Source organism: Acidipropionibacterium timonense, assembly GCF_900605005.1.
Classification (GTDB): domain Bacteria; phylum Actinomycetota; class Actinomycetes; order Propionibacteriales; family Propionibacteriaceae; genus Cutibacterium; species Cutibacterium timonense.
The window spans coordinates 676,635-700,500 of sequence record NZ_LR027558.1 but is presented as its reverse complement, the minus strand read 5'-3'; the positions used below and the strand labels follow the sequence as shown (position 1 = coordinate 700,500).

The window sequence follows — 23,866 nt, the reverse complement described above, 5'->3', positions numbered from 1 at the left end:
CCAGATGGTGTACGTCGTACACCTCAGACCCGATGCGAGGCACGCTGACCATGACCGACACCCGCACCCCGTACCGATTCGCCGGAGTTCTCTATCTCGTCACCCATGTGACCTCCGTCGTGGCGGTCATCCTCTACGGTTCGTCCGCCCTCGACACCCGTGCGGCGCTCGCCGACCGCCCCTCGGTCATCACCGGAGCGCTGCTCGAGGTGGTGCTGGCCCTGGCCATCGTGGGAACCGGAGTCGTGCTGTACCCGCTGCTGCGGCGGGCGGCACCGACCCTCGCGGCGTCCTACACCGCCCTGCGAACCCTGGAGGCGTCCGTCATCCTCGTCGGGGTCGTGACCATTCTCCCGACGGTCGCCCGTCCGGCGGCCCGTGGCGGCTCCGGGGTCACGCCGGACGTGACCGCAGCCCTTCACCTGGTGCACGACTGGACCTTCCTCGTCGGCCCCGGGTTGGTCGCACCAGTGCACACCGCCGTGCTCGCCACGTTGCTCCTGCGACACAGGATGGTGCCCCGGTGGATCCCGCTGCTCGGGCTGACCGGGGCACTCGTGACGACGACCCACAACCTCGCCCTCCTGTACGGACTCATGACGCCGATCGCCGTGAGCGCCCTGCCGATCTTCCTCTGGGAGATCTCGCTGGCCGTCCATCTCATCGTCCGGGGGCTCCACGGCGGATGATCCGGGGCCCGGGCTCAGGGAGGGGTGGGGCAAGTGTCGGGAGAATCCCCCCAGCGTGGCAATCCTCCCCGCCAGGGGAGGAAACCTCACCTCAGGGGATTTTCCCGACACGCGGCCCAGGGCCGGACCCCTATCCTGCTGCCATGCGCAGCCCCCTGCTCCTCGTCGACGAGCTCGTCCTCGACCCGCCCTCGCCGGAGGACGCCGAGGCCTGGTGCGCCTGCCAGGACGACGAGTGCGCCCACTGGTTCGACTGGCCGCACCGCCCCGACGTCGCGCGATGCCGTGCCCACCTCACCCGGGTCTCCCTCGACGACTCCCCCACCTCATACGTCTGGGCGATCCGCGACGCCACTGGTCTGGTCGGCGGGATCGACCTCAAGGTCGTCGACCAGCGGTGGAACGTCTCGTACTTCGTCCACCCGGACCACCGTGACCGGCACGTCGCGACCCGATCGCTCCTGGCCGTGTGTCGCTGGGCCTTCGAGGAGTTGCGGATCCCGGCCGTGACGACCCGGGTGCACGTCGACAACGCGGCCAGCCAACGGGTCCTCGAGAACGCGGGGTTCGAGTCGACCGGTGTCGAGCCGAACCCCGACGCCGACGACCTCGACCTCCTGTTCCGGCTCGATCGACCCGACGACGGCGCGACGTGAGGGCAGGAATGCCGCTGGGCTGAGCGGACGAACGTCAGGAAAATCCCCCCAGCTCGACAATGTTCCCCACACGGGGACGAAAGCCCCGCTCACGGGAATTCTCCGACATCGGCGACGCGCATCCCGCCCCGCGCAGCTCCTGCCCCCTCGCCCGGGTCGCCCCGGAGTCAGTCGCGCCCGCCGGCTCCCGGGTGCAGCCGGGACTGGATGAGGCTGGCCACCATGGTGACGAGCAGCGTGCCGACGATGATCCCCAGCGACCAACTCACCGGGACCTCGATCGGGAAGCCCAGGGACTGGTCGAGGTGGTAGTGGTGCATGGCGTGACCCAGCAGTTTGAGGCCGATGAACCCGAGGACGACGGCGAGCCCCAACGGCAGGTACACGAGCCGGTTGAGGAGGTTGCCGATGAGGAAGTAGAGCTGCCGCAGGCCCATGAGGGCGAAGACGTTCGCGGTGAAGATGAGGTACGGCTCCCCGGTGAGGCCGTAGCTCGCCGGGATCGAGTCGAGGGCGAAGAGCAGATCGGTGGTCCCCAACGCGATGGTCACCGTCACCAGCGAGGTCGCCAGCAGGTGTCCCCGCTCCCGGATGACGAACCGGGTGCCACGGTAGTCACCGGTCGTCGGCATCTTCTCGCGGATCCAGGCCATGACCGGGTTGTCGGGCGCGTCCTCCTCGGACTCACCGCGGATGAAATCCAGGACGAGCTTGACCGCCGAGTAGAGGAGGAACACCCCGAAGAGGAAGAACACCCACGCCCACGCCGTGAGCACCGCCCGTCCCAGCGCGATGAAGACACCCCGGAACACCAGGGCGATGATGATGCCGACGAGCAGCGCGAACTGCTGCAGTCTCTCCGGCACCTTGAACTTCGCCATGATGATGATGAAGATGAACAGGTTGTCCATCGACAGGCTGTACTCGGTGACCCACACGGCGAAGAACTGGCCACCGAACTCGGAACCGGCCAGCCACCAGACCCCCAGTCCGAAGACGACGGCCATGCCGACGAACATCGACACCCATCCCGCGCACTCCTTGGGGGAGGGGACGTGGGGGTGACGCCGCATCATCCCGACATCGAAGGCCAGCAGACCCGCCATGACGACGATGGTGACGATCCATACGTACGGGTGGATGTGCATCCGGGCCTCCTGGGGTGAGCGAAGGTCCGGAGGTCTTGTCCGCTCCCGCGACCGGCAGGAGCCGCGCGGCCGGGTCGCGATGGCGCAACCGTGGTGACGACCGGGGCGTGACGGGGACTACTCCCCTCCAGTACCCCCAGTCTTCCACCGCCGGGGCGGACCTGTCACCCCGACCGGGCCGACGCCGGGGCCGTCGTCCCCGTCCCTCAGCGTGAGGCCTCGACCATCTGCCGCAGGTCCTTCTTGAGGTCGGCGATCTCGTCGCGCAGCCGAGCGGCCACCTCGAACTTGAGCTCCCCGGCGGCGGTGCGCATCTCGGCGGTGAGCTCGACGATGAGCTGACCGAGCTGCTCGGCCCCCATCGCCCCGGTGTCGAGGGCCTTGCGATGACCGGCCAGGGCCCGCTGCTCGTCGGAGATCATCGAGTCGTAGCCGCGATGGCCCTTGCCGTAGTCGAATCGCGCGACGAGCTCCTGCGTGTCGGCGTCCTCCCGAGCGAGCATCTCGGTGATGTCACCGATCCTCTTGCGCAGTGGGGTGGGGTCGATCCCGTGCTCGGCGTTGTAAGCCAGCTGGATGTCGCGACGTCGGTTGGTCTCGTCGATGGCCACCTGCATGGAATCGGTAACCCGATCGGCGTACATGATGACCTCGCCGTTGACGTTGCGCGCGGCCCGACCGATCGTCTGGATGAGCGAACGCTCGGACCGGAGGAACCCCTCCTTGTCGGCGTCGAGGATGGCGACGAGCGACACCTCGGGCAGGTCGAGCCCCTCGCGCAGGAGGTTGATGCCGACGAGGACGTCGTACTCCCCCATCCTCAACTGCTTGAGCAGCTCGATCCGCTTGAGCGTGTCGATCTCCGAGTGGAGGTAGCGGGTGCGCACACCGTGCTCCATGAGGTAGTCGGTGAGATCCTCGGCCATCTTCTTGGTGAGCGTCGTCACGAGCACCCGCTCATGCCGCTCGGCGCGTTCGCGCACCTGGGCGACGAGATCGTCGATCTGACCCTTCGTCGGCTTGACGACGACCCGCGGGTCGACGAGGCCCGTCGGCCGGATGATCTGCTCGACGTGCCCGTCGGACCGCTCCGTCTCGTAGGTCCCGGGGGTCGCCGAGAGGTACACCGTCTGCCCGATCCGCTCGACGAACTCGTCGAACTTGAGCGGGCGGTTGTCCATGGCGCTCGGCAGCCGGAAGCCGTGCTCGACCAAGGTGCGCTTGCGGCTCATGTCGCCCTCGTACATCGCCCCGATCTGCGGGACGGTGACGTGCGACTCGTCGATGACGAGGACGAAGTCCTCGGGGAAATAGTCGAGCAGACAGTTCGGCGGGGTTCCCGGACCGCGCCCGTCGATGTGCCGCGAGTAGTTCTCGATCCCCGCGCAGGACCCGACCTGACGCATCATCTCGATGTCGTAGGAGGTGCGCATCCTCAGCCGCTGGGCCTCGAGGAGTTTGCCGTCCCGCTCGAGGACGCTCAGGCGTTCGCTCAGTTCCTCCTCGATGCCCTTGATGGCCCGCTCCATCCGCTCGGGCCCGGCGACGTAGTGGGTCGCCGGGAAGACGTGGACGAGCTCGTCCTCGCTGATGACCTCCCCGGTGAGCGGGTGGAGGGTCGTGAGCGCCTCGATCTCGTCGCCGAAGAACTCGACGCGCACGGCGTTCTCCTCGTAGACCGGGAAGATCTCGATGGTGTCCCCCTGGACCCGGAAGGTGCCTCGTTCGGCGGCGATGTCGTTGCGCACGTACTGGTTCGTCACCAGGCGCCTCAGCAGGTCGTCGCGGTCCCATTCCTGGCCGACCTCGAGGGTCACCATGCGGTCGACGTACTCCTGCGGGGTGCCCAAGCCGTAGATGGCCGAGACGGTGGCGACGACGATGACGTCACGCCTGGTGAGCAGCGAGTTCGTCGCCGAGTGCCGCAGTCTCTCGACCTCCTCGTTGAGGCTCGAGTCCTTCTCGATGTACGTGTCAGTCTGCGGTATGTATGCCTCGGGCTGGTAGTAGTCGTAGTAGCTCACGAAGTACTCGACGGCGTTGTCCGGGAAGAACCCGCGCAACTCCTGGGCGAACTGCGCGGCCAGCGTCTTGTTGGGCTGCATGACGAGCATCGGACGCTGCACCCGTTCGGCCAGCCAGGCCACCGTGGCCGTCTTGCCGGTACCGGTCGCGCCGAGGAGGACGACGTCCTGCTCGCCGGCGCGCAGCCGCCGCTCGAGCTCGTCGATGGCCCGTGGCTGGTCGCCGGAGGGAGCGAAGTCGCTGACGACGTGGAAGGGCGCGACACGACGGATGAGATCGGTGACCGGACGCATGGGTCCAAGGCTATGCCGCGGTGAGCCGGGCCCACAGCGCGTCGACCTTCGCCGGTAGCGCATCCAGCGGCCCGGAGGTGTCGACGACGAGGTCGGCCCGCTCCAGACGCCGTGCGCGCCCGACCTGCGCCGCCATCCGGGCCCGGACCGCCTCGGCCCGGGCGCCGTCCCGGTCCACCGCCCGCCGCACCTGGTCCTCGGGGTCAAGATCGGTGACGACGACGACGTCGAAGTCGGCGTCCATCCCGGCTTCGAGGAGCAGCGGGACGTCGTGGATGACGAGCTGCTGGGCCCCGGCGGCGTCCTCGAGCTCGTCGGCCCGCGCGATGACGAGCGGATGGATGATCCGCTCGAGGTCACGGCGTCCATGAGGGTCGGCGAAGACGACGCGCGCCAGCGCCGCCCGGTCGAGGGAGCCGTCCGCGGACAGCACCCGGCTGCCGAACCGCTCCGCCACCCGAGCCAGGCCGGTGGTGCCGGGGGCGACGACCTCACGGGAGAGCTGGTCGTAGTCGATGACGAGGGCCCCGTGGCCGGCCAGCAGCGAGGCGACCGTCGACTTGCCGGTGGCGATACCGCCGGTGAGGGCGATCCGACGCCGTGGGCTGCCTCGTCTCACCGGTCGCCCCAGGAATCCGCGGGGTCCTCGGGAACCCGGAAGGACCGGACGAAGACCACGATCCACAGGACCGTCGCGACGAGGTAGATGACCAGGGCGACGGTGGGCAGCTGCCGCGCCCACCCCGACGTCGAGACCATCCCGGCGAGGACCGCCACGAGCAGCACGGCAGTCATCGCGGCGAACCAGCTGAGGCCCGAGATCGACCTGCGCCGCAGCTGCCCGAGGTGCTCGGGCCGCTTCCAGTACTCCGGATGGGGGACGTTGACGATCGCGGCGGGGATTCGGACGATGGCGATCCCCAGACCGGTCCAGACGACGCCCATGACGGTCCACGTCACCACGGCCGCCGTCCGCGACTGCCAGGCGTCGACCGTGCCGTCCAACCCTGCATGACTGGCGACGACGTCGGGACCGGCGACCGCCAGCCACACGACGAGCCCGGCGTGGAGCGCCAGGGCGAGCCAGAAGGCCCACACCCCGGGCAGGGTGTGCCAGCGAACCCTCGTGTCGTCCATGGGTTCCATGATCCCACCGAGGTGGCCACACCGAGCGCGTCTTCGCGCGCCTGCGCGCCGCATCGACCGTCGGCGCCTCCACGCCGGGCCCACCGCCCGGGCCCGGACACAGACGTCCCCTCCCCGGGCGAACCGGGGAGGGGAGGACGTCAGTTCGCGGACGATCAGTTGTTCGTCAGCTTGTCACGCAGGGCCTGCAGGGCCTCGTCGGAGGCCAGCGAGCCCTCGACCGGGGCGGCGGAGGTGTACGAGGAGGGGTTGCCCGAGGAGAGGGCGGCGTCCTGCTCGGCCTTCTCGGCCTCGATGACCTGCTTCTTGTGGGCCTCCCAGCGAGCCTGGGCCTCGGCGTACTGCTGCTCCCAGGCGATCCGCTGCTCGTCGTAGCCCGGCTTCCACTCGTTGGTCTCCGGATCGAAGCCCTCGGGGTAGATGTAGTTGCCGTTCTCGTCGTAGGAGGCGGTCATGCCGTACAGCGACGGGTCGAACTCGTCGGAGTCGACGTCGACGCCCTCGTTGGCCTGCTTGAGCGACAGCGAGATGCGACGACGGTCGAGGTCGATGTCGATGATCTTGACCATGACGTCGTCACCGACGGTGACGATCTGCTCGGGGATCTCGACATGACGCTCGGCGAGCTCGGAGACGTGGACCAGGCCCTCGATGCCGTCCTCGACGCGGACGAAGGCACCGAACGGGACGAGCTTGGTGACCTTGCCGGGGACGATCTGGCCGATCTGGTGCAGACGGGCGAAGGCCTGCCACGGATCCTCCTGGGTCGCCTTGAGCGACAGCGAGACGCGCTCGCGATCCATGTCGACGTCGAGCACCTCGACGGTGACCGGCTGGCCGACCTCGACGACCTCGTTCGGATGGTCGATGTGCTTCCAGGACAGCTCGGAGACGTGGACCAGGCCGTCGACCCCACCGAGGTCGACGAAGGCACCGAAGTTGACGATCGAGGAGACGACGCCCTTGCGGATCTGGCCCTTCTGGAGCTGGTTGAGGAAGTTCTGGCGGACCTCGGACTGGGTCTGCTCGAGCCACGCACGACGCGACAGGACGACGTTGTTGCGGTTCTTGTCGAGCTCGATGATCTTGGCCTCGATCTCCTGGCCGACGTAGGGCTGGAGGTCGCGGACCCGACGCATCTCGACGAGGGAGGCCGGCAGGAAGCCGCGCAGACCGATGTCGACGATGAGGCCGCCCTTGACGACCTCGATGACGGTGCCGTTGACGACCCCGTCCTCGTCCTTGATCTTCTCGATCGTGCCCCAGGCGCGCTCGTACTGGGCGCGCTTCTTGGACAGGATGAGACGACCCTCCTTGTCCTCCTTCTGCTGGACCAGGGCCTCGATCTCATCGCCGACCTGGACCACCTCGAAGGGGTCGACGTCGTGCTTGATGGAGAGTTCCTTGGAAGGAATGACGCCCTCGGTCTTGTAACCGATGTCGAGGAGGACCTCGTCCCGGTCGACCTTGACGACAGTGCCGGTGACGATGTCGCCGTCGTTGAAGTACTTGATGGTGGCGTCCACCGCGGCCATGAAGGCCTCGGGGCTGCCCAGGTCGTCGACGGTGACCGAGCCGTTCTCGGTGACGTTGGCGGCAGTCTGCTGGTCGAGATCGACCGTGTTCGAGGTGGAGGCCTCAGTGGAGGAGGTCATGTAGTAGGGCTCCGAATGATCTGGTGATGATGGCGCACCATGGCACTCGGACGGTCCGATCGTGGGATCGGGCCCCCGCGCGCGATCCACTCGGTCCGGGAACGCACAGCAATGGTGCGTCGAAGATTCTACAGATGGCCTCAAGGCAGGGTCAACCGAGCGACGAGACTCACGTAAAAGGTCCGGATGCGGCAGCACGTGCCTCAGATGAGGATGTCCGCGTACTGACGGTGTAGGCCCGGGCCATGGATCGGGAGCTGTCGATGGCCGCACGCCGTGAGATCACCAAGAAGTACGCCCACCAGTACCGGGCCGCATCGAAGAAGGACAAGTCGGTGCTGCTGGACTCCCTGACCGCCACCACAGGCTGGACCCGTGACCACGCCCGCCGCGCGATCCGGGCAGCCCTGACGCGGAAAGGTGCCGCGTCCCAGCAGAAGCGCCGGCCCCGGCCCCGCAAGTACTCCTACGACGCCGTGAAGGTCCTCCAGCACGTGTGGAGCGTGACGGGTCAGCCCTCCGGGAAGTACCTGGCCCCCGTGATGGACGACACCCTGAACAGGCTGGAACGCTTCAAGGAGTTCGGGAAAGTCACCCGCCGGGCCACCCCCGCGGTGCTGACCGAACTGCGCTCCATGTCGGCGGCCACCATCGACAGGTACCTGAAACCCTTCAAGGACGCCGCCTACCCGGCCGCCGGCCTGTCAGCCACCCGACCCGCCCCTCACATCCTGCGTGCCGCGGTGCCCCTGCGCACCAGCCTGGACGGGCCGATCACCGATCCCGGGCTGGTAGAGGTCGACACCGTGGCCCACTGCGGCCACACCCTGGTCGGGGAATTCCTGTGGACCTTGTCGGCCACCCTGCCCGTCTCCGGCTACACGGTCCTGACCACGGTCAAGAACAAGGCATTCGTCCACATCGGGGCCGGCATGGACCGGATCGTCGACCAGATGCCCGTGCCCGTGGCGGAGGTCCACGTCGACAACGGGTCGGAGTTCATCAACTGGGGCCTCATCGACTGGGCAAAGGGCCACGACATCGCGATGTCCCGCTCGCGGCCCTACAAGAAGAACGACAACGCCCACGTCGAGCAGCGCAACGGCGACTGGGTCCGCCGCCACGCCTTCAGATACCGCTACGAGACCGCAACCGAGCTTCAGCTGCTCAACCAATTGTGGCCCCTGGTGATGGCCCGCAAGAACCACCTACTGCCCTGCGTCAAGGCCATCGGCTGGACCACCACCTCCGCGGGGCGCAAGAAGCGGGTCTACGACAAGCCCAAGACCCCTTACCAGCGGCTGGTCGACTCCCGTGTCCTGGACCCCGCCACACGGGCCCGCCTGGCAGCCGAGCACGACAGGCTCACCCCCGCCGATCTGGCCCGGCGGATCACCGACATCCAGAACCAGCTCATCCGCCTAGCCGAACGTCGCACCCAGACCGACCAACCCGCCGCCTGACTCATCTCCATCCGGACATTTCAGCTGAGGCAAGCGCTGCGCTCATCCGGACATCTTGACATGAGGCAAGACGCCGAGATGGCCATGAGTCAACCTGACGCCGCCCATCGTTCACCGGCGCGTCACACAGTACCGGCTATGGTAGCGGTGACCCATCGACACGACGGCCGGACGGACCCCACCATGACCTCGCAGACTCCCCAGGACCCGCAGCAGCCAGCCCGACGGGCGGAGCAGCCGCCTCGTCCGGACCAGGACGGACGGAACAACCACACCGTCGGCATCGTCGCGGGCATCCTCCTGGCACTCGCACTCGTCGCCGGCATCGGGTACGCCGTCGTCCGCCAGTCCTCCGGACACACCGGGGACACCGTCGCACCGGCGGCCTCGGGCACGACGACGAGCACGGCGACCGCCTCGACCTCGGCGATCGCCAGCAGCAAGGCCGGCGCGGTCCCGGCCGGGTGCATGGCGACCGCCACCCCCCTCGTGCCGACGACGATGAAGATCGACGGCATGGGGGTCTCGACGAAGGTGCTGGCCCTGGGTCGTGACGCCGACGGCGCCGCAGCCGCCCCGCCGAAGAACGAGCCCTCGACCGCAGCGTGGTACGACGAGGGCCCCAAGCCCGGCTCGAAGCAGGGCAAGGTGCTGCTGTCAATCCACACGTACCACGCCGGTGGCGCCCTCGGGAACACCCTCTACGACTCCTCCAAGGGCATCAAGAAGGGCGATCTCATCCGCCTGTCCGACGCCCAGGGGCACACCATGTGCTATCGCTACGACCACCTCACGAAGATCGCCGTCAAGGACTACGACCCCAACTCCGATCTCGTCTACGACGACGCCGGCAAGCCGCAGGTCGTCATCTGCATCTGCTGGGACTACGACGCCACGAAGAAGGACTGGGACTCCCGGGTGCTCTTCTACGCGACCCCGGTGACCGCCTGATTGGTCAAACCATTTAGTGTGAGGGCGTGCACCGAGCAGAACATTCCCTTGTCCCAGCCGACGTCATCAGCGGACTGCGGGACGCCCTCGGGCCGGATCGGGTCAGCGATGACCCGCTCGACCTGTCCGCCGTCGCCGCCGACGCGTCCCACTACCTCCTCACCCCCGGCGCCCTCGTCCGGGCGGCCGACGTCGACGACGTCGCCGCTGCCATGGCGCAGGCGCGACGCCACCAGCTCAGCCTCACCTTCCGTTCCGGCGGCACGAGCCTGTCGGGTCAGGCCCTCACCCGCGGGGTCATGGTCGACACCCGCCGGTCCTTCCGCGGCATCGAGGTGCTCGACGGCGGCCTGCGGGTGCGCGTCCAACCCGGCGCGACCGTGCGGGCCGTCAACTCCGTGCTCGCCCGGTACGGCCGCAAGCTCGGGCCGGACCCGGCCTCCTCGGTGGCCTGCACCCTCGGCGGCGTCCTGGCCGACAACTCCTCGGGCATGAGCTGCGGGACGACGGCCAACTCCTACCGGACCCTCGAGTCCATGGTCCTCGTCCTGCCCAGTGGCACCGTCGTCGACACGGCCGACCCCGCCGTCGACGAGAAGCTCGCCACCGCCGAGCCCGAGCTCGTCGCGACCCTCACCTCGCTGCGCGACCGGTGTCGTCGGCCGGAGGCCGCGGCGCGGATCAGGCACCTGTTCTCGATGAAGAACACCATGGGGTACGGGATCAACTCCTTCCTCGACCACGACACCCCGGCCCACATCCTCGAGCACCTCATGATCGGCTCGGAGGGCACCCTGGGCTTCATCGCCTCGGCGGTGCTGCGAACGGTCCCGATCATGCCGCAGGTGTCGACCGCCCTGCTGCACTTCCCCAGCCTCGACGCCGCCGCGAAGGCCCTGCCGGCCCTCGTCGGGTCGGGGGTCGCGGTGACCGAGCTCATGGACTCGGCGTCCCTCCAGCTGTGCCGCGCCGATCCGCAGGACGGGCACATCGTCCCGCCCTCCCCCGGTGGCTCCGACGCGGCCCTGCTCGTCGAGTACCACTGTGCCGACGACGCCGAGCGTCTGGCGGCCGAGGAGCGCGGGAACGCCGTCATCGCCGGGCTCGATCTGGTCAACCAGCCGGTGTTCACCGACGACCCGGCCGTCCGCGGTCCCATCTGGAACCTGCGCAATGGGCTCTACACCAAGGTCGCCGGCACCCGACAGTCGGGCCAGACTCCGCTCCTCGAGGACATCGCCGTTCCGGTGGAGACCCTCGCCGGGGTCTGCGGCGACCTGCAGGAGCTCTTCGGGGAGCACGGCTACCCCGAGTCGATCATCTTCGGCCACGCCAAGGACGGGAACATCCACTTCCTCGTCCTCGAGGACTTCCGCGAGCAGCGCGGGTTGGACCGCTACGAGCGGTTCACCGAGGACATGGTCGGACTGGTCCTGTCGGCCGAGGGCACCCTCAAGGCCGAGCACGGCACCGGCCGGATCATGGCCCCCTTCGTCGAGCGTCAGTACGGCCCGGACCTGTACGACGTCATGGTGCAGCTCAAGCACGCCGTCGACCCCGACGGGATGCTCAACGAGGGGACGATCATCACCGACGACCCGACCCTGCACCTCAAGGACATCAAGCTCACCCCGACCGTCCAGGAGGAGGTCGACCGCTGCGTCGAGTGCGGCTACTGCGAGCCGGTCTGCCCCTCGCGCGACCTCACCCTCACCCCGCGCCAGCGGATCGTCATGCAGCGGGCCATCGCGCAGGCCAGGGCCGACGGGGACGACGACCTCGCCGCGCGGCTCACCGAGCAGGAGCAGTACCAGGTCATCCAGACCTGCGCCGTCGACGGCATGTGCCAGACGAACTGCCCGCTGCACATCAACACCGGCGACCTCGTCCGTCGGCTGCGCGCCGAGGGCAACCCCCGGGCCTGGCAGGGTGTCTGGAACGCCGCCGCCAAGGGCTGGAACCCCTTCGTCAGCGCCGCCAGCCTCGGCATGAGCGCCCTGCGGCCGATCCCGGCCAGGGCGACGAACGTCCTGCTCGACGCCACCCGCGCGGCCCTGGGGTCCGACCGGATCCCGAGGGTCTCCGACGAGCTGCCCGGGGGCGGACGCCGTCGCACCACCGGACACCGCCCGGCACCGACCGGACGGCCCGAGGTGGTCTACCTGCCGGCCTGCGTCAACACGATGTTCGGGTCGGCGGTACCCGGCGAGGAGACCCTCGAGTACTCGGTGCTGTCGCTGCTCACCGCTGCCGGGGTCGGGGTCACCGTTCCCGAGGGGATCAACTCGGTGTGCTGCGGCACCCCGTGGAAGTCCAAGGGGATGACCGAGGGTTACAGGACGATGCGTCGTCGCGTCGTCGACATCATGCGGCGGGCCACTCGCGATGGTGAGCTCACGGTCCTCTCCGACGCCGTGAGCTGCTCGGAGGGCTTCGTCCACGAGCTCGAGTACGAGGGGGTCACCGACATCCGCGTCGTCGACTCGGTGCAGTACATCGCCGACGAGTTGCTGCCGGCCCTGCCGCGGCTGCCGAAGGTGGCGGCAGCGGCCCTGCACCCGACCTGCTCGTCGACCCGGATGGGCTGGAACGACGCCCTGCGCCGGTGTGCCGAGGCGGTGGCCGAGGAGGTCGTCGTCGCCGACGGGTGGGGATGCTGCGGGTTCGCCGGGGATCGCGGTCTGCTGCATCCCGAGCTCACGGCGTCGGCCACCGGCCCCGAGGCCGCCGATCTGGCCGGACGCGAGTTCGACCTGTACCTGTCGGCCAACCGCACCTGCGAGATCGGCATGGAGCGGGCGACCGGCAAGCCCTGGCGGCATGTCCTGTCGGTGCTCGCCGAGCGCGTCGTCGAGTACGCCCCGGCCTGAGGTCGCCCGGGCTCCAGGTCGGTCTTGGGGGGTCGGGGACACCCGGCCCCCACGGGAGGCTCGGTGGGCGCGGGGCTCAGTGGGCGGCGTCCAGCCAGGACCTCCCCACCCCGATCGACACCGTGAGCGGTACCGCCAGATCCATGGCGTGCCCCATGGCCTCGGTGACGACCTCCCGCACCTGCGGCTCCTCCTGCGGCGCCACCTCGAGGATGAGTTCGTCGTGCACCTGGAGGAGCACCCGGGAGCGCAGGCCGCGGTCGGCCAGACCCTGGTCGGTGGCCAGCATGGCCAGCTTGATGAGGTCGGCGGCCGATCCCTGGATGGGGGCGTTGAGGGCCGCTCGTTCGGCCATCTCGCGGCGCTGTCTGTTGGACGAGGTGAGGTCGGGCAGGTACCGACGTCGTCCCAGCAGGGTCGAGGTCCACCCGTCCTTGCGCGCCTGCTCGACGACACTCGTGAGGTACTCGTGCACCTTGCCGAAACGGTCGAAGTAGTCGTCCATGAGGTCCCTGGCCTCGGCCACCGACACCTTGAGCTGGTTCGACAGACCGTAGGCGCTCAGTCCGTAGGCCAGACCGTAGTTCATGGCCTTGACCTTGGACCGCTGGGCCGGGCTCACCTGGGCCGGGTCGACGCCGAAGACGTGGGAGGCGGTGACCGTGTGGAAGTCCTGCCCGGACCGGAAGGCGTCGATGAGCGACTCGTCCCCGGACACGTGGGCCATGATCCGCATCTCGATCTGCGAGTAGTCGGCGCTCATGAGGGACTCGAACCCGTCCCCGACGACGAAGCCGGCCCGGATACGGCGTCCCTCCTCGGTGCGCTGCGGGATGTTCTGGAGGTTGGGGTCGGTGCTCGACAGTCGCCCGGTGGCCGCCACCGTCTGCTGGTACGTCGTGTGGATGCGGCCGTCGTCGCCGACGCACTTGAGCAGCCCGTCGACGGTCTGGCGTAGTCGGATGGCGTCCCGATGCTCGAGCAGGTGGGCCAGGAAGGGGTGCTGGGTCTTCTCGAAGAGGCCCTCGAGGGCTGCGGCATCGGTGGTCCACCCCGACTTCGTGCGCCGGGTGCGAGGCATGTCGAGCTCCTCGAAGAGCACCGTCTGCAGCTGCTTGGGGGACCCGAGGTTGACCTCGTGTCCGGCCGCCTGCCAGGCAGCCTCCTGGGCAGCGCGCACCCGGTCGTCGAAGTCCTCGCGCAGCTCATCGAGGACCTGGGTGTCGACGGCGATCCCGGCCCTCTCCATGGCGACCAGGCTGTTCTGGACGGGCATCTCAAGGTCGTGCAGCAGGTGGGCCTCGCCGCGCCGGGCCAGATCGGCCTCCATGGCCGTGGCCAACCGGACGACCGCGACCGCGCGCACCATGGCGGCCATCGTCGTCGCCTCGTCGGACTGGCCGAACTCGAGCATCCCCTGGGCCGGCTCGTCGGCACCCGCGGCGAGGTCGACCCCCAGATGGGTGCTGGCGAGCTCGTCGAGCGGGTACGAGCGACGGTCCGGACGCAGGAGGTACCCGGCGAGCTCGGTGTCGCAGGTGACCCCGGCGACCGGCAGACCACGGGCCGCGAGGGCCTCGACGGGTCCCTTGGCGGCATGCATGGCCTTGGGGCGGGACTCGTCGGCCAGCCAGGCGGCCAGCGCCGTCTCGTCGGCCACCGACAGCTCGGTCGGGTCGATGCGCGTCGCCACCCCGCCCTCGGTGCCGAGGGTGAGGGCTCGCACGTCCCCGGCCCCGGCCGACCAGGCGCCCTCGACGTCGATCCCGACCCGCTCGGTGGCGTGCTCGGTCAGCCAAGCCCCGAGGGCGTCGGACGCCACCGCCCCACCGACGACCTCGATCGTCGAATCGGGCTCCGCGTCCTGCGGGTTCGCGGAATCCTCGAGGGCCTTGACTCGGTCCCACAGCGACCGGAACTCCAGGGTCTCGAAGAGACGCCTCGTGGCGGTGGCGTCCCACGGACGACGGGCCAGGTCGGACAGCTCGACGTCGAGGTCGAGATCGCGTACCAGGGCGTTGAGTCGCCGGTTGCGGCGGACGTCGTCGAGGTGCTCACGCAGGGACTGCCCGGCCTTCCCGGTGACCGAGTCGGCCTGTCGGATGAGGTTCTCCAGGCCGTCATGGGCGGCCAGCCACTTCGCCGCGGTCTTGGGCCCCACCCCCGGCACCCCCAGCAGGTTGTCGGCATGTTCTCCCACGAGGGCGGCCAGCTCGGGATAGCGGGCCGGCGGCACGAGGTACTTCTCCTCGACGGCGGCCGGCGTCATCCGGGCCAGGTCGGAGACCCCCTTGCGCGGGTAGAGCACCGTGACGTCGTCGTCGACGAGCTGCATGGCGTCCCGGTCCCCCGACACGAGCAGGGTGCGCATCCCGGCCCGGGACGCCCTGGTGGCCAGGGTGGCGAGGATGTCATCGGCCTCGTAGTCGGTCTTCGACAGGTGGACGATGTTGAGGGCGTCGAGGACCTCGCGGATGAGGTCGACCTGACCGGGGAACTCCGGCGGGGTCGCGGCCCGTCCTCCCTTGTACTCGCCGTACTGCGCGGTGCGGAAGGTCCCGCCGGCCAGGTCGAAGGCGACGGCGACGTGGGTCGGCTGTTCGTCGCGCAGGAGGTTGACGAGCATCGAGACGAACCCGTGCACGGCGTTCGTGTGCTGGCCCGTCGTCGTCGTGAAGTTCTCGACCGGCAGTGCGAAGAAGGCCCGGAAGGCCATGGAGTGGCCATCGAGGACCATGAGGGTGGGACGCTCGCTCATGGACACGACTGTAGGGGATGGGTACGACGGTTCCGGTCGTCCCGCCCTCCAGCGCCCCCTCCGACCGATCCGTGGGCCGCCCCGACAGGTCCTGAGATCCTGCGCCATCCCGCTCGACGCGGTGGCAAGCTGCCCCCATGAGCTATGCACTTCCCGGATCAGACCTGCCCCAGTGGTTGACCGATCTCGTCAGCCCCCTCGACGACAAGCTCGGCGTCAAGGTGCACGAGATCAGTCCGGAACGCTGCGTCGTCTCGGCCCCGTTGGCCGGCAACACCCAGCCGACCGGGCTGTGGCACGGCGGCGGGTCGGGGGTGCTCGTCGAGACCGCCGGCTCCCTGGCGGCCATGTTCCACGCCCACGAGTCGGGACGTGGCGCCGTCGGCACCGAGCTGTCGGTCTCGCACCTGCGCGCCCCCCGAGGGGAGCGGATGACCGCCACCGCCACCGCCGTCCACCTGGGACGACACACGACGACCCATGTCGTCGAGATCGTCGACGACATGGGTCGGACCTGCGCCGTGGGGAGGATGAGCTGTCAGGTGGTCGACCTGCGCTGAGCGGGGCCGGGGGTCACCTGCACCACCCCCGAGTCGTGGGCCCCGGTCCCCCGGGGCCCACGGGCTCACTTGTGCTTGTTGTGCGCCCCGTGGTCGATGACCCCCTGGGCGACCTCGCGCATCGACTTGCGCAGGTCCATGGCGGTCTTCTGGATCCACCGGAAGGCCTCGGGCTCGGTGAGCCCCAGGCTGGTCTGCAGCATGCCCTTGGCCTGGTCGACGATCTTGCGCGACTCGAGCCGCTCCTCGAGATCGACGATCTCGTCCTCGACGGCGCGGATCTCGGCGAACCGGGCCATGGCGATCTCGATGGCCGGGACGACGTCGGAGGCGTCGAAGGGCTTGACGACGTAGGCCATCGCCCCGGCCTCCTTGGCGCGGTCGATGAGATCGCGCTGGGAGAAGGCGGTGAGCATGACGACGGCGCAGATCCGTTCCTCGGCGATCTTGTCGGCCGCGGTGATCCCGTCCATCTTCGGCATCTTGACGTCCATGACGACCAGATCGGGCTCGAGCTCGGTGGCCAGGGCGACGGCCTCCTCGCCGTCACTCGCCTGTGCCACGACGTCGTAGCCCTGCTCCTCGAGCAGCTCGACGAGGTCGAGACGGATGAGGGCCTCGTCCTCCGCGACGACGACCCTCGGTCGCGCGGACGTGCCCGATGCCGCGGCTCCGGGTCGCTTGTCGGAGTTCTGTGAGTTACCCACGTTTATTCCTTGCATGTCGAACGCTGACAACGTCGCCCATGGTACCGCGCCACGTCGGACGCCCGCACCGTCAGCCGTCCTTGCCTCCGGATGGACCACGGGTTCTGCACTGATCGTGCCACACGAGAGGCCCTCGGTCAGCATCTTCCCGAGAAATGGTCAGACCAGTTGTGTGCAGCGCCGCCGCGGCCGGCTCCCGAGCGTGGACCGCGGCGATGTGGCACAATGACCGGGCCGGCCCGAGTGGCGGAATGGTAGACGCGGCGCACTCAAAATGCGCTGTCCGTGAGGGCGTAGGGGTTCGAGTCCCCTCCCGGGCACGAGAGGAGCCCCGAACCGTGGAGGTTCGGGGCTCCGGCACGTCCGGGTCGGAGGGCTCAGCTCTCCTTGATCCGCAGCACCCGGATGTTGTTCGTCTTGCCGGGCACGTTCATCGGCGATCCACACACGACGACGACGCGCTCGCCCACCGGGACGAGGTTCTGGTCGCGCAGGTAGGCGTTGACCCACCGGTAGAGCTCCTCGGCGTTCTCGAACACGGGAGTGACGATGGCCTGGGCACCCCAGGTCCACGCGAGGGTCTTCGGGGTGGTCTCGTCGGGGGTGAAGACCATGAGCGGGGTGGCCGGACGCAGCCGCGAGATCCGGCGAGCGGTGTCACCGGACTTCGTGAACGACACGATGTAGCGGGCCTGGATGCGCTCGGCGATCTCGGCGGCCGCCTTCGAGATGATGCCGGAGGTCGTGTGCGGGTCCCAGTCGATCTCGGCGATCTTGTCGAGGCCGTGGGCCTCGGTGGACTCGACGATCTTGGCCATCGTCCGCACCGTCTCGCCGGGGAAGTCACCGACGGAGGTCTCGGCGGAGGTCATGACGCCGTCGGCGCCGTCGAGGATGGCGTTGGCGACGTCGGCGGCCTCAGCACGGGTCGGGCGCGGGGCGTGGATCATCGACTCGAGCATCTGGGTGGCGACGATGACCGGCTTGGCCTGGAGTCGGGCCTTCTCGATGATCGTCTTCTGGATGAGCGGCACCTCCTCGAGCGGGCACTCGACGGCCAGGTCGCCACGGGCGACCATGACGGCGTCGAAGGCGTCGATGATGGCGTCGAGGTTCTCGATGGCCTGCGGCTTCTCGAGCTTGGCGATGACCGGGACGCGGCGTCCCTCCTCGTCCATGATCTCGTGGACGCGGTCGATGTCGCTGCCGTGACGCACGAAGGACAAGGCGACGAGGTCGATGCCGGCCCTGATGGCCCAGCGCAGGTTGTCCTCGTCCTTCTCGGTGAGGGCCGGGATGGAGACCGCGACGCCGGGCAGGTTGATGCCCTTGTGATCGCCGACCGGGCCGGCGACGGTGCAGTGACAGTTGACGTCGTTGCCGACGACCGAGTCGACCTGGAGGACGGTCTTGCCGTCGTCGATGAGGATGACGTCACCGGGATGGCAGTCCCCCGGAAGACCCTTGAAGGTCGTGGAGACGCGTTCCTGGTTGCCCAAGATGTCGTCGGTGGTGATGGTGAACTTGTCGCCGACCGCCAGGTCGACCTTCCCGTTGGAGACGCCCTCGGGCTTCTCGAACAGACCGGTACGGATCTTGGGACCCTGCAGATCGGCCAGGGCTGCCACGTTGAGACCGAGCTCCTCGGAGACGGAGCGGACGAGGTCCAGGCGCTCCTGGTGCTCGGAGTAGTCGCCGTGACTCATGTTGAGCCGGGCGACGTTCATCCCGGCCTGCATCAGTTCCTTCATCCCGTCGTGGCTCGTCACCGCGGGCCCGAGGGTGTTGACAATCTTCGCTCTACGCACGCGGCAAGCCTACCCTGAGGCCCAGCCGGGCCCTCACCCGGAGCGGCCCGGGCCACCGACTGTGCATCCAGCGTTCACCTGCCGTGAACGAATGGGCGGGGTGATCGACCCCGATCCGGTCAGGAGTCGGACCGCACGACGTCGATGGCGTGGGCCAGATCGGCCGGTGGATCGGAGTGGAAGGTCACCCACTCCCCCGTGCCCGGATGGGTGAACGACAGCTCGGCGGCATGCAGCCACTGGCGGTCCAGGCCGAGTCGGGCGGCGAGCACCGGGTCGCACCCGTAGAGCGGGTCACCGCAGCAGGGGTGGTGGACCGCCGCCATGTGCACCCTGATCTGGTGGGTCCGCCCGGTCTCAAGGTGGATCCGCAGCAGGCTGGCGTACCGGAACGCCTCGATGGTCTCGTAGTGGGTCACCGAGTGCCGCCCGCCGTCGATGACGGCCATCTTCCAGTCATGGCCCGGATGCCGTCCGATGGGGGCGTCGATGGTGCCGGCGAGGGGGTCGGGCAGCCCCTGGACGAGGGCGAGGTAGACCTTGTCGACGGCGCGGTCACGGAAGGCCTGCTTGAGCAGGGTGTAGGCGTGCTCGCTCTTGGCGACGACCATGAGCCCGGAGGTGCCGACGTCGAGGCGCTGGACGATGCCCTGGCGCTCCGGCGCGCCGCTGGTCGAGATGCCGAACCCGGCGGCGGCCAGGTGCTCGACGACGCTCGGCCCGTCCCACCCGAGGGAGGGATGGGCTGCCACCCCGGCGGGCTTGTCGACGACGATGACGTCGGCGTCGTCGTGGACGATCCGCATGTCGTCGACGAACCGTGGGGTGACGGTGGCGACGGGGGCCGGATCGGACAGGTCGACCTCGAGCAGTTGACCCGACCGCACCCTCGTCGACGCGCGGGTCACCGTCACCCCGTCGAGGACGAGCTTGCCGGCGTCGACGAGATCGCCGATCCGTGACCGGGAGACCCCGGTCATCCGCGCCGCTGCGGCGTCGACCCTGTCCCCGTCGAGCCCGTCGGGCACCAGCAGCAGGCTCATGAGTCGGCCCCGGAGCCGCGTCGGTCACCGAAGAGGCTCACCAGGACGACGAGCACCGCCGTCGCCGTGATGAAGATGTCGGCCACGTTGAAGATGGCGAAGTGCGGCAGGGCGAAGAAGTCGACGACGTGGCCCCGGAAGGGCCCCGGCGCGCGGACGAGCCGGTCGGTGAGGTTGCCGGCGATGCCGGCCAGGAGCATCCCGCAGGCCAGGGTCGACCAGCGGTGCCGGGCCCGCGGAGCCAGCCACACGAGGACGACGAGGAAGGCCACCAGGGCGAAGACCGAGATGGCGACCGTCGCCCCCGAACCCAGGGAGAAGGCCGCCCCCGAGTTGTGGATGAGCCGCAGGGTGAGCAGCCCGCCGAGGTAGCTCGGCGGATCGGAGGGATCGAGGTGACGTTCGGCGAGGACCTTCGTCGCCTGGTCGAGGGTGTATCCCAGCACCGCCACGGCGGCCATGACGACGCGCCAGCGTCGCAGCCGACCGCCGCTCAGCTCACCGCTCACCGGCGCTCTTCGCGCTGCTTGCAGGCCACACACATGGTGGCCCGGGGGAAGGCCGACAGACGAGCCTTGCCGATGGGCTTGCCACACACCTCACAGGTGCCGTAACTGCCGTCGTCCAAGGCCGCCAGGGCGAGCCTGGACTGCTCGTACACGGCGCGCGCGTTCTGGTTGAGGGACATCTCCTGGTCACGCTCGAACTGCGAGGAACCGACGTCGATGGTGTCCTTGCCGGCACCATCGCTGCCCTCCTGCATGAGGTTGGCCAGGTCCTCGTCGGACTTCGCGAGGGAGCGGGCCATGCGGTCGACGTCGTGCTGGAGATCGCCGATGATCTCCGCCACCTCCTCGACCGTCCACGGCTCGTCACCGTCACGGACCGGCAGCGAGGCGGCGATCGCCTTCACGTCATGCTGCGACATCGTGTTCTCCATGTTGTGTCATGTCGGGTGTCGGGCACCCGGGTCGTGCGGACGCGGTCCACGGTGAGTCGCGACCGTGCGCAGACCATACACCCCCGACCGGTCCGTCACCACCTGCCACGACGCAGTCGACGCCGCCGGCGGCTCGACGGTCACGCCTCGGCTCGCCGGGACGGCGACGCTCCCCGGCAGCCGAGGCCGCCGGGGAGCGTCGTCACCGGGAACGCGTCAGTTCTTCGCGTCGCCGTGGGCCTGCTGTCCACGGCCGATGAGGGCGTCGAGGCGCGGGGTGGCCGACGCTCCCTTCTCGGCGCGCTGCTCGGGCTTGAGCAGGTCGGGCAGGTCCTGGGGCTCGAAGACGCCCTTGTCGAGGTTGTCGGCCTGCGAACGAAGGTGGTTGACGAGGGACTCGCGGTAGGTCGACTCGAAGGAACGCAGGTGGTCGACCTTGCCGGCCAGGGTGTCGCGCTCGATCTCGAGCTGGCTGAAGAGGTCGTTGCGCCGGTTCTGGGCGTCGACGTTGACCTGGTCGGCGTTGGCCTTGGCGTCGCTGGTGACCTTCTCGGCGTTGACGCGGGCGACCGACTCGATGCGCTCGGCGCGGGTCTGGGCGTCGACCGTGAGCTCGTGGGCCTTCTGCTCGGCCGCGGCGACCTTGCGGCCGGCCTCGACCTCGGCCTCCTTGACCACGCGCTCGGCGTCGGCGATGGCCAGCTCGACCATGCGGACGACGGCCGGGGAGGCCTCGGCGGCGGTGGTGACCTCGATCTTCTCGACCTTGCCGGCGTCGGCCTTGGCCCCGTCGGCGAGGGCAGCGGGCTTGGCGGCCTCGGCGGAGCGACGGGCGTCGGCCAACTGGGCGGTGAGCTTCTCGTTCTCGCCACGCAGACGAGCCAACTCGGCGGCGTCGGCCTGGGCACGAGCAGCGTCCTGGGTCTTGGCGTCGGTGGCGCTCTGGGCGGCGCGCAGCTTCTCCACCTGCTCCTTGAGGGAGGCGTTCTCGTCCTCGGCGGCCTTCCGGGCCTGACGGGCCGACTCGAGCTCGGCGGCCGGGGAGGCACCCTCCGACTGCTCCTTGCGCAGCTGCTCCAGCTGGGCCTTGAGCTCCTTGTTCTCGTCGGCCAGTCCCGAATCGGCCGGCTGGGCCGCGGCGTCACCGGACTTGAGGGCCTCGAGCTGGGCCTTGAGCCGCTCGGTCTCGTCGGTCATCGCTGCGAAGGTGGCGTCGACCTTGTCGACGAAGTCGTCGACCTCGGCCGCGCGGTACCCATCACCGGGACGACGGGCCATCGGGAAACGAATCCTGCGCACATCGTCGAGGGTCAGCGTCATAGTGCACTCCAAGAGCTCGGGAACTGAAGCTACCCGTGACGTCGCGCACGGATGCACCCGCGGCGGCCACGAGACTCACCCAAGGCTACTCCAGACGGAGCCACGGCGTCACATGTACCGCAGGACCAGATTCTGCGCCACCGACACGAGGAGGAGGACGACGATGAACCCCAGGCTCAGCCCGACATTGCCCAGGCGCACCGGGGGCAGGACCCGATCGACCGCACGGATCGGCGGATCGGTCACCGTGTAGACCCCCTCGAAGAGCACCGCGACGACTCCCCTGGGCTCGAAGTCCCTGGCCAGCAGCGGGATCCAGGACAGAATCATCCGCACCACCAGCAGCAGCGTGTAGATCTGCAGCAGCGTGTACAGGACCAGACCGAGGACGGACATGCGGCTCCTCCTGTCCCCTCAGGACTGGTTGAAGAACCCTTCCCCGGCGATCCTGGCCTTGTCCTCGGGGGCGACGTTGACATTGTGTGGGCACAGCAGGAAGACCTTGCTGGTGACTCGTTCAATGGTGCCACGCAATCCGAAGATGAGGCCGGCGGCGAAGTCGACGAGGCGCTTTGCGTCGGCGTCCTCCATCTCGGTGAGGTTCATGATGACCGGCACCCCGTCACGGAACTGCTCCCCGATGGTGCGTGCCTCGTTGTAGTTGCGCGGGTGCACGGTGAGGATCCGGTTGATGTCGGCGATGGACGGCTCGTCGGCGACGACGGAGTACTGCTGCACCGGCCTGGCCGACTGCCGCTGCCGGACGGCCTGGTCGCCCCGACCGTGCTGACGCTGCGCCAGGGGGGTCACCTCGGAGGGCTCGTAGCCCTCGTCGGAGTACACCTCCTCGGTGAGCTCGTCGTCGGGAAGGTCCTCGTCATAGCGGTGGTCATCGACGATGCCGACGTACGAGGCGATCTTCCTGCCGAAACCAGCCATGGGGCTCTCCTTCACCACGAGTGTGCGCCCTGGTACCGGGGGACGCGCCCCCTAGCCTGCCACGGATCGACGCCGCAGTGCCGCCGACACGCACGCGGACACGCCGTGCACCCCGGGATCGGGGGGTCAGGGCATCCAGACGGCACCCACGAGCCGGCCCGCGCCCGGGTCGCGTCGATGGCTGAAGAACTCCTCGTGCTCGTAGGTGCACGGATCGAGACCGACGGCCTCGACGCCCAGGGACTCGAGCTGTGCCATGGCGCCGGCACCCAGGTCGATGCCGGGCGTGCCCCAGCGGGTCCTCACGGCCGTCGCCGGCGCCGCCTCGGCGGCCTGCTCCGCCATCTCCTCGGGAACCTCGTAGCACCGCCCGCAGATGTGCGGGCCGATCCAACCGAGGATGTCCGTGGCCCCCAGGGCCCTCATCGCCTCCACAGTGCGCTCGAGCACCCCGGCGAGGAACCCGGTACGTCCGGCGTGGGCCATGGCGATGACCCCGGTGCGCGGATCGGCCAGGGCGACCGGCATGCAGTCGGCGACCCGGATGGCCAGGGCGACACCGTGGCAGGTCGTCACCATGGCGTCGGCCTGCTCGAGGGGACGGCCGCCCGCCAGGTCATCGCCGAGCACCGAGTCGGGACCCCAGTGCTCGAGGTCCTCCGCCGTGACCTGCCAGACCCGGTCGCCGTGCACCTGGTGGCAGACGACGACCGCGTCGACCCCGAGCGCCGACGCCAGTCGCGAGACGTTCGTGCGCACCGCGTCGGGCTCGTCGACGTCGGTACGGCCGAGATTGAACGACCCCAGGGAGCCGGTGGACACTCCCCCGTGCCGATCGGTGAAGGCGACCCCGACGCCGTGGTTGGCGCCGGGGTCGATGCGCATCCTCAGCACG

21 protein-coding genes and 1 tRNA gene are annotated in these 23,866 nt (G+C 69.2%); 7 read left to right on the top strand and 15 right to left on the bottom strand.

Annotation, left to right across the window (positions count from 1 at the left end; translation table 11 throughout):
• Positions 1-50: 50 nt before the first annotated feature.
• Together E0E30_RS03365 and E0E30_RS03360 are read left to right on the top strand one after the other, a co-directional pair.
• Entirely contained in the window at positions 51-689 is a 639-nt protein-coding gene (locus E0E30_RS03365) for a DUF4386 domain-containing protein (protein ID WP_210115762.1), read from the top strand.
• A 143-nt stretch (positions 690-832) separates the two neighbouring features.
• A complete protein-coding gene (locus tag E0E30_RS03360; RefSeq protein WP_167853870.1) occupies positions 833-1,345 on the top strand; it encodes a GNAT family N-acetyltransferase in 513 nt (170 codons plus the stop codon).
• 167 nt (positions 1,346-1,512) lie between these two features.
• Here E0E30_RS03360 and E0E30_RS03355 read toward each other — a convergent pair whose 3' ends face one another.
• From E0E30_RS03355 to rpsA, 5 genes are all read right to left on the bottom strand, one after another.
• On the bottom strand, positions 1,513-2,493 hold the full coding sequence (locus E0E30_RS03355) for a TerC family protein (protein WP_130865092.1): 981 nt from the start codon (positions 2,491-2,493) through the stop codon (positions 1,513-1,515).
• A 206-nt stretch (positions 2,494-2,699) separates the two neighbouring features.
• Positions 2,700-4,811 carry an excinuclease ABC subunit UvrB gene (uvrB, locus tag E0E30_RS03350; RefSeq protein WP_130865091.1) on the bottom strand — a complete coding sequence of 704 codons (2,112 nt, stop codon included), beginning with the start codon at positions 4,809-4,811 and terminating at the stop codon, positions 2,700-2,702.
• Between the two features lie 10 nt (positions 4,812-4,821).
• Positions 4,822-5,430, bottom strand: coding sequence for a dephospho-CoA kinase (coaE, locus tag E0E30_RS03345; RefSeq protein WP_245306481.1), 609 nt, complete (start codon positions 5,428-5,430; stop codon positions 4,822-4,824).
• Complete coding sequence (locus tag E0E30_RS03340) at positions 5,427-5,948, bottom strand: hypothetical protein (protein WP_130865090.1); 522 nt, start codon at positions 5,946-5,948, stop codon at positions 5,427-5,429. Before E0E30_RS03340 ends, coaE begins: the two co-directional genes overlap by 4 nt.
• Positions 5,949-6,112: 164 nt before the next feature.
• Positions 6,113-7,612, bottom strand: a complete 1,500-nt coding sequence (gene rpsA, locus E0E30_RS03335; RefSeq protein ID WP_130865089.1) for a 30S ribosomal protein S1 — start codon at positions 7,610-7,612, stop codon at positions 6,113-6,115.
• A 245-nt stretch (positions 7,613-7,857) separates the two neighbouring features.
• Between rpsA and E0E30_RS03330 the strand changes: the two genes are divergently transcribed.
• The 3 genes from E0E30_RS03330 to E0E30_RS03320 all read left to right on the top strand — a co-directional run bounded on the left by E0E30_RS03330 (position 7,858) and on the right by E0E30_RS03320 (position 12,896).
• Positions 7,858-9,075: an integrase catalytic domain-containing protein gene (locus E0E30_RS03330; RefSeq protein WP_130865088.1), complete on the top strand. Its 1,218-nt coding sequence runs from the start codon at positions 7,858-7,860 to the stop codon at positions 9,073-9,075.
• Positions 9,076-9,222: 147 nt separating this feature from the next.
• Positions 9,223-10,026: a class F sortase gene (locus E0E30_RS03325; protein WP_411913985.1), complete on the top strand. Its 804-nt coding sequence runs from the start codon at positions 9,223-9,225 to the stop codon at positions 10,024-10,026.
• A gap of 26 nt (positions 10,027-10,052) precedes the next feature.
• Positions 10,053-12,896 (top strand): FAD-binding and (Fe-S)-binding domain-containing protein, encoded by a 2,844-nt coding sequence (locus tag E0E30_RS03320; protein WP_245306480.1) that lies wholly within the window; start codon positions 10,053-10,055, stop codon positions 12,894-12,896.
• 76 nt (positions 12,897-12,972) lie between these two features.
• On the opposite strand, the gene polA is transcribed toward E0E30_RS03320, so the two are convergent.
• Positions 12,973-15,654: a DNA polymerase I gene (polA, locus tag E0E30_RS03310; RefSeq protein WP_411913984.1), complete on the bottom strand. Its 2,682-nt coding sequence runs from the start codon at positions 15,652-15,654 to the stop codon at positions 12,973-12,975.
• 137 nt (positions 15,655-15,791) lie between these two features.
• On the opposite strand from polA, the gene E0E30_RS03305 reads away from it, so the two are divergent.
• A complete protein-coding gene (locus E0E30_RS03305; RefSeq protein WP_130865084.1) occupies positions 15,792-16,214 on the top strand; it encodes a PaaI family thioesterase in 423 nt (140 codons plus the stop codon).
• Positions 16,215-16,279: 65 nt separating this feature from the next.
• On the opposite strand, the gene E0E30_RS03300 is transcribed toward E0E30_RS03305, so the two are convergent.
• Positions 16,280-16,936 (bottom strand): ANTAR domain-containing response regulator, encoded by a 657-nt coding sequence (locus E0E30_RS03300; RefSeq protein WP_411914009.1) that lies wholly within the window; start codon positions 16,934-16,936, stop codon positions 16,280-16,282.
• A 222-nt stretch (positions 16,937-17,158) separates the two neighbouring features.
• On the opposite strand from E0E30_RS03300, the gene E0E30_RS03295 reads away from it, so the two are divergent.
• A tRNA-Leu gene (locus E0E30_RS03295) sits at positions 17,159-17,241 on the top strand.
• 57 nt (positions 17,242-17,298) lie between these two features.
• Here the strand turns inward: E0E30_RS03295 and pyk are convergent.
• The 8 genes from pyk to pgeF form a co-directional block, all read right to left on the bottom strand.
• On the bottom strand, positions 17,299-18,729 hold the full coding sequence (pyk, locus tag E0E30_RS03290; protein ID WP_130865082.1) for a pyruvate kinase: 1,431 nt from the start codon (positions 18,727-18,729) through the stop codon (positions 17,299-17,301).
• A 119-nt stretch (positions 18,730-18,848) separates the two neighbouring features.
• Complete coding sequence (locus E0E30_RS03285) at positions 18,849-19,772, bottom strand: RluA family pseudouridine synthase (protein WP_130865081.1); 924 nt, start codon at positions 19,770-19,772, stop codon at positions 18,849-18,851.
• Complete coding sequence (gene lspA, locus E0E30_RS03280; RefSeq protein WP_130866711.1) at positions 19,769-20,233, bottom strand: signal peptidase II; 465 nt, start codon at positions 20,231-20,233, stop codon at positions 19,769-19,771. Before lspA ends, E0E30_RS03285 begins: the two co-directional genes overlap by 4 nt.
• A 44-nt stretch (positions 20,234-20,277) precedes the next feature.
• On the bottom strand, positions 20,278-20,700 hold the full coding sequence (locus E0E30_RS03275) for a TraR/DksA family transcriptional regulator (protein WP_130865080.1): 423 nt from the start codon (positions 20,698-20,700) through the stop codon (positions 20,278-20,280).
• 228 nt (positions 20,701-20,928) lie between these two features.
• Complete coding sequence (locus tag E0E30_RS03270; RefSeq protein WP_130865079.1) at positions 20,929-22,032, bottom strand: DivIVA domain-containing protein; 1,104 nt, start codon at positions 22,030-22,032, stop codon at positions 20,929-20,931.
• A 108-nt stretch (positions 22,033-22,140) separates the two neighbouring features.
• The gene (locus E0E30_RS03265) at positions 22,141-22,428 is read right to left on the bottom strand and encodes a YggT family protein (RefSeq protein WP_130865078.1); all 288 of its coding nucleotides are present in this window, start codon (positions 22,426-22,428) and stop codon (positions 22,141-22,143) included.
• 18 nt (positions 22,429-22,446) lie between these two features.
• A complete protein-coding gene (locus E0E30_RS03260) occupies positions 22,447-22,971 on the bottom strand; it encodes a cell division protein SepF (RefSeq protein WP_130865077.1) in 525 nt (174 codons plus the stop codon).
• Positions 22,972-23,097: 126 nt separating this feature from the next.
• A complete protein-coding gene (gene pgeF, locus E0E30_RS03255) occupies positions 23,098-23,865 on the bottom strand; it encodes a peptidoglycan editing factor PgeF (protein WP_130865076.1) in 768 nt (255 codons plus the stop codon).
• Position 23,866 lies beyond the last annotated feature (1 nt).

Bases quoted from the DNA above. Each gene is read 5' to 3' on its own strand.
- E0E30_RS03355 (WP_130865092.1), bottom strand. From the start codon at position 2,493: ATGCACATCCACCCGTACGTATGGATCGTCACCATCGTCGTCATGGCG.
- rpsA (WP_130865089.1), bottom strand. From the start codon at position 7,612: ATGACCTCCTCCACTGAGGCCTCCACCTCGAACACGGTCGATCTCGAC.
- E0E30_RS03265 (WP_130865078.1), bottom strand. From the start codon at position 22,428: ATGTCCGTCCTCGGTCTGGTCCTGTACACGCTGCTGCAGATCTACACG.
- polA (WP_411913984.1), bottom strand. From the start codon at position 15,654: ATGAGCGAGCGTCCCACCCTCATGGTCCTCGATGGCCACTCCATGGCC.
- E0E30_RS03305 (WP_130865084.1), top strand. From the start codon at position 15,792: ATGAGCTATGCACTTCCCGGATCAGACCTGCCCCAGTGGTTGACCGAT.
- E0E30_RS03270 (WP_130865079.1), bottom strand. From the start codon at position 22,032: ATGACGCTGACCCTCGACGATGTGCGCAGGATTCGTTTCCCGATGGCC.
- lspA (WP_130866711.1), bottom strand. From the start codon at position 20,233: ATGGCCGCCGTGGCGGTGCTGGGATACACCCTCGACCAGGCGACGAAG.
- uvrB (WP_130865091.1), bottom strand. From the start codon at position 4,811: ATGCGTCCGGTCACCGATCTCATCCGTCGTGTCGCGCCCTTCCACGTC.
- E0E30_RS03365 (WP_210115762.1), top strand. From the start codon at position 51: ATGACCGACACCCGCACCCCGTACCGATTCGCCGGAGTTCTCTATCTC.
- E0E30_RS03330 (WP_130865088.1), top strand. From the start codon at position 7,858: ATGGATCGGGAGCTGTCGATGGCCGCACGCCGTGAGATCACCAAGAAG.
- E0E30_RS03285 (WP_130865081.1), bottom strand. From the start codon at position 19,772: ATGAGCCTGCTGCTGGTGCCCGACGGGCTCGACGGGGACAGGGTCGAC.
- E0E30_RS03300 (WP_411914009.1), bottom strand. From the start codon at position 16,936: ATGCAAGGAATAAACGTGGGTAACTCACAGAACTCCGACAAGCGACCC.
- E0E30_RS03260 (WP_130865077.1), bottom strand. From the start codon at position 22,971: ATGGCTGGTTTCGGCAGGAAGATCGCCTCGTACGTCGGCATCGTCGAT.
- E0E30_RS03360 (WP_167853870.1), top strand. From the start codon at position 833: ATGCGCAGCCCCCTGCTCCTCGTCGACGAGCTCGTCCTCGACCCGCCC.
- E0E30_RS03340 (WP_130865090.1), bottom strand. From the start codon at position 5,948: ATGGACGACACGAGGGTTCGCTGGCACACCCTGCCCGGGGTGTGGGCC.
- E0E30_RS03275 (WP_130865080.1), bottom strand. From the start codon at position 20,700: ATGTCGCAGCATGACGTGAAGGCGATCGCCGCCTCGCTGCCGGTCCGT.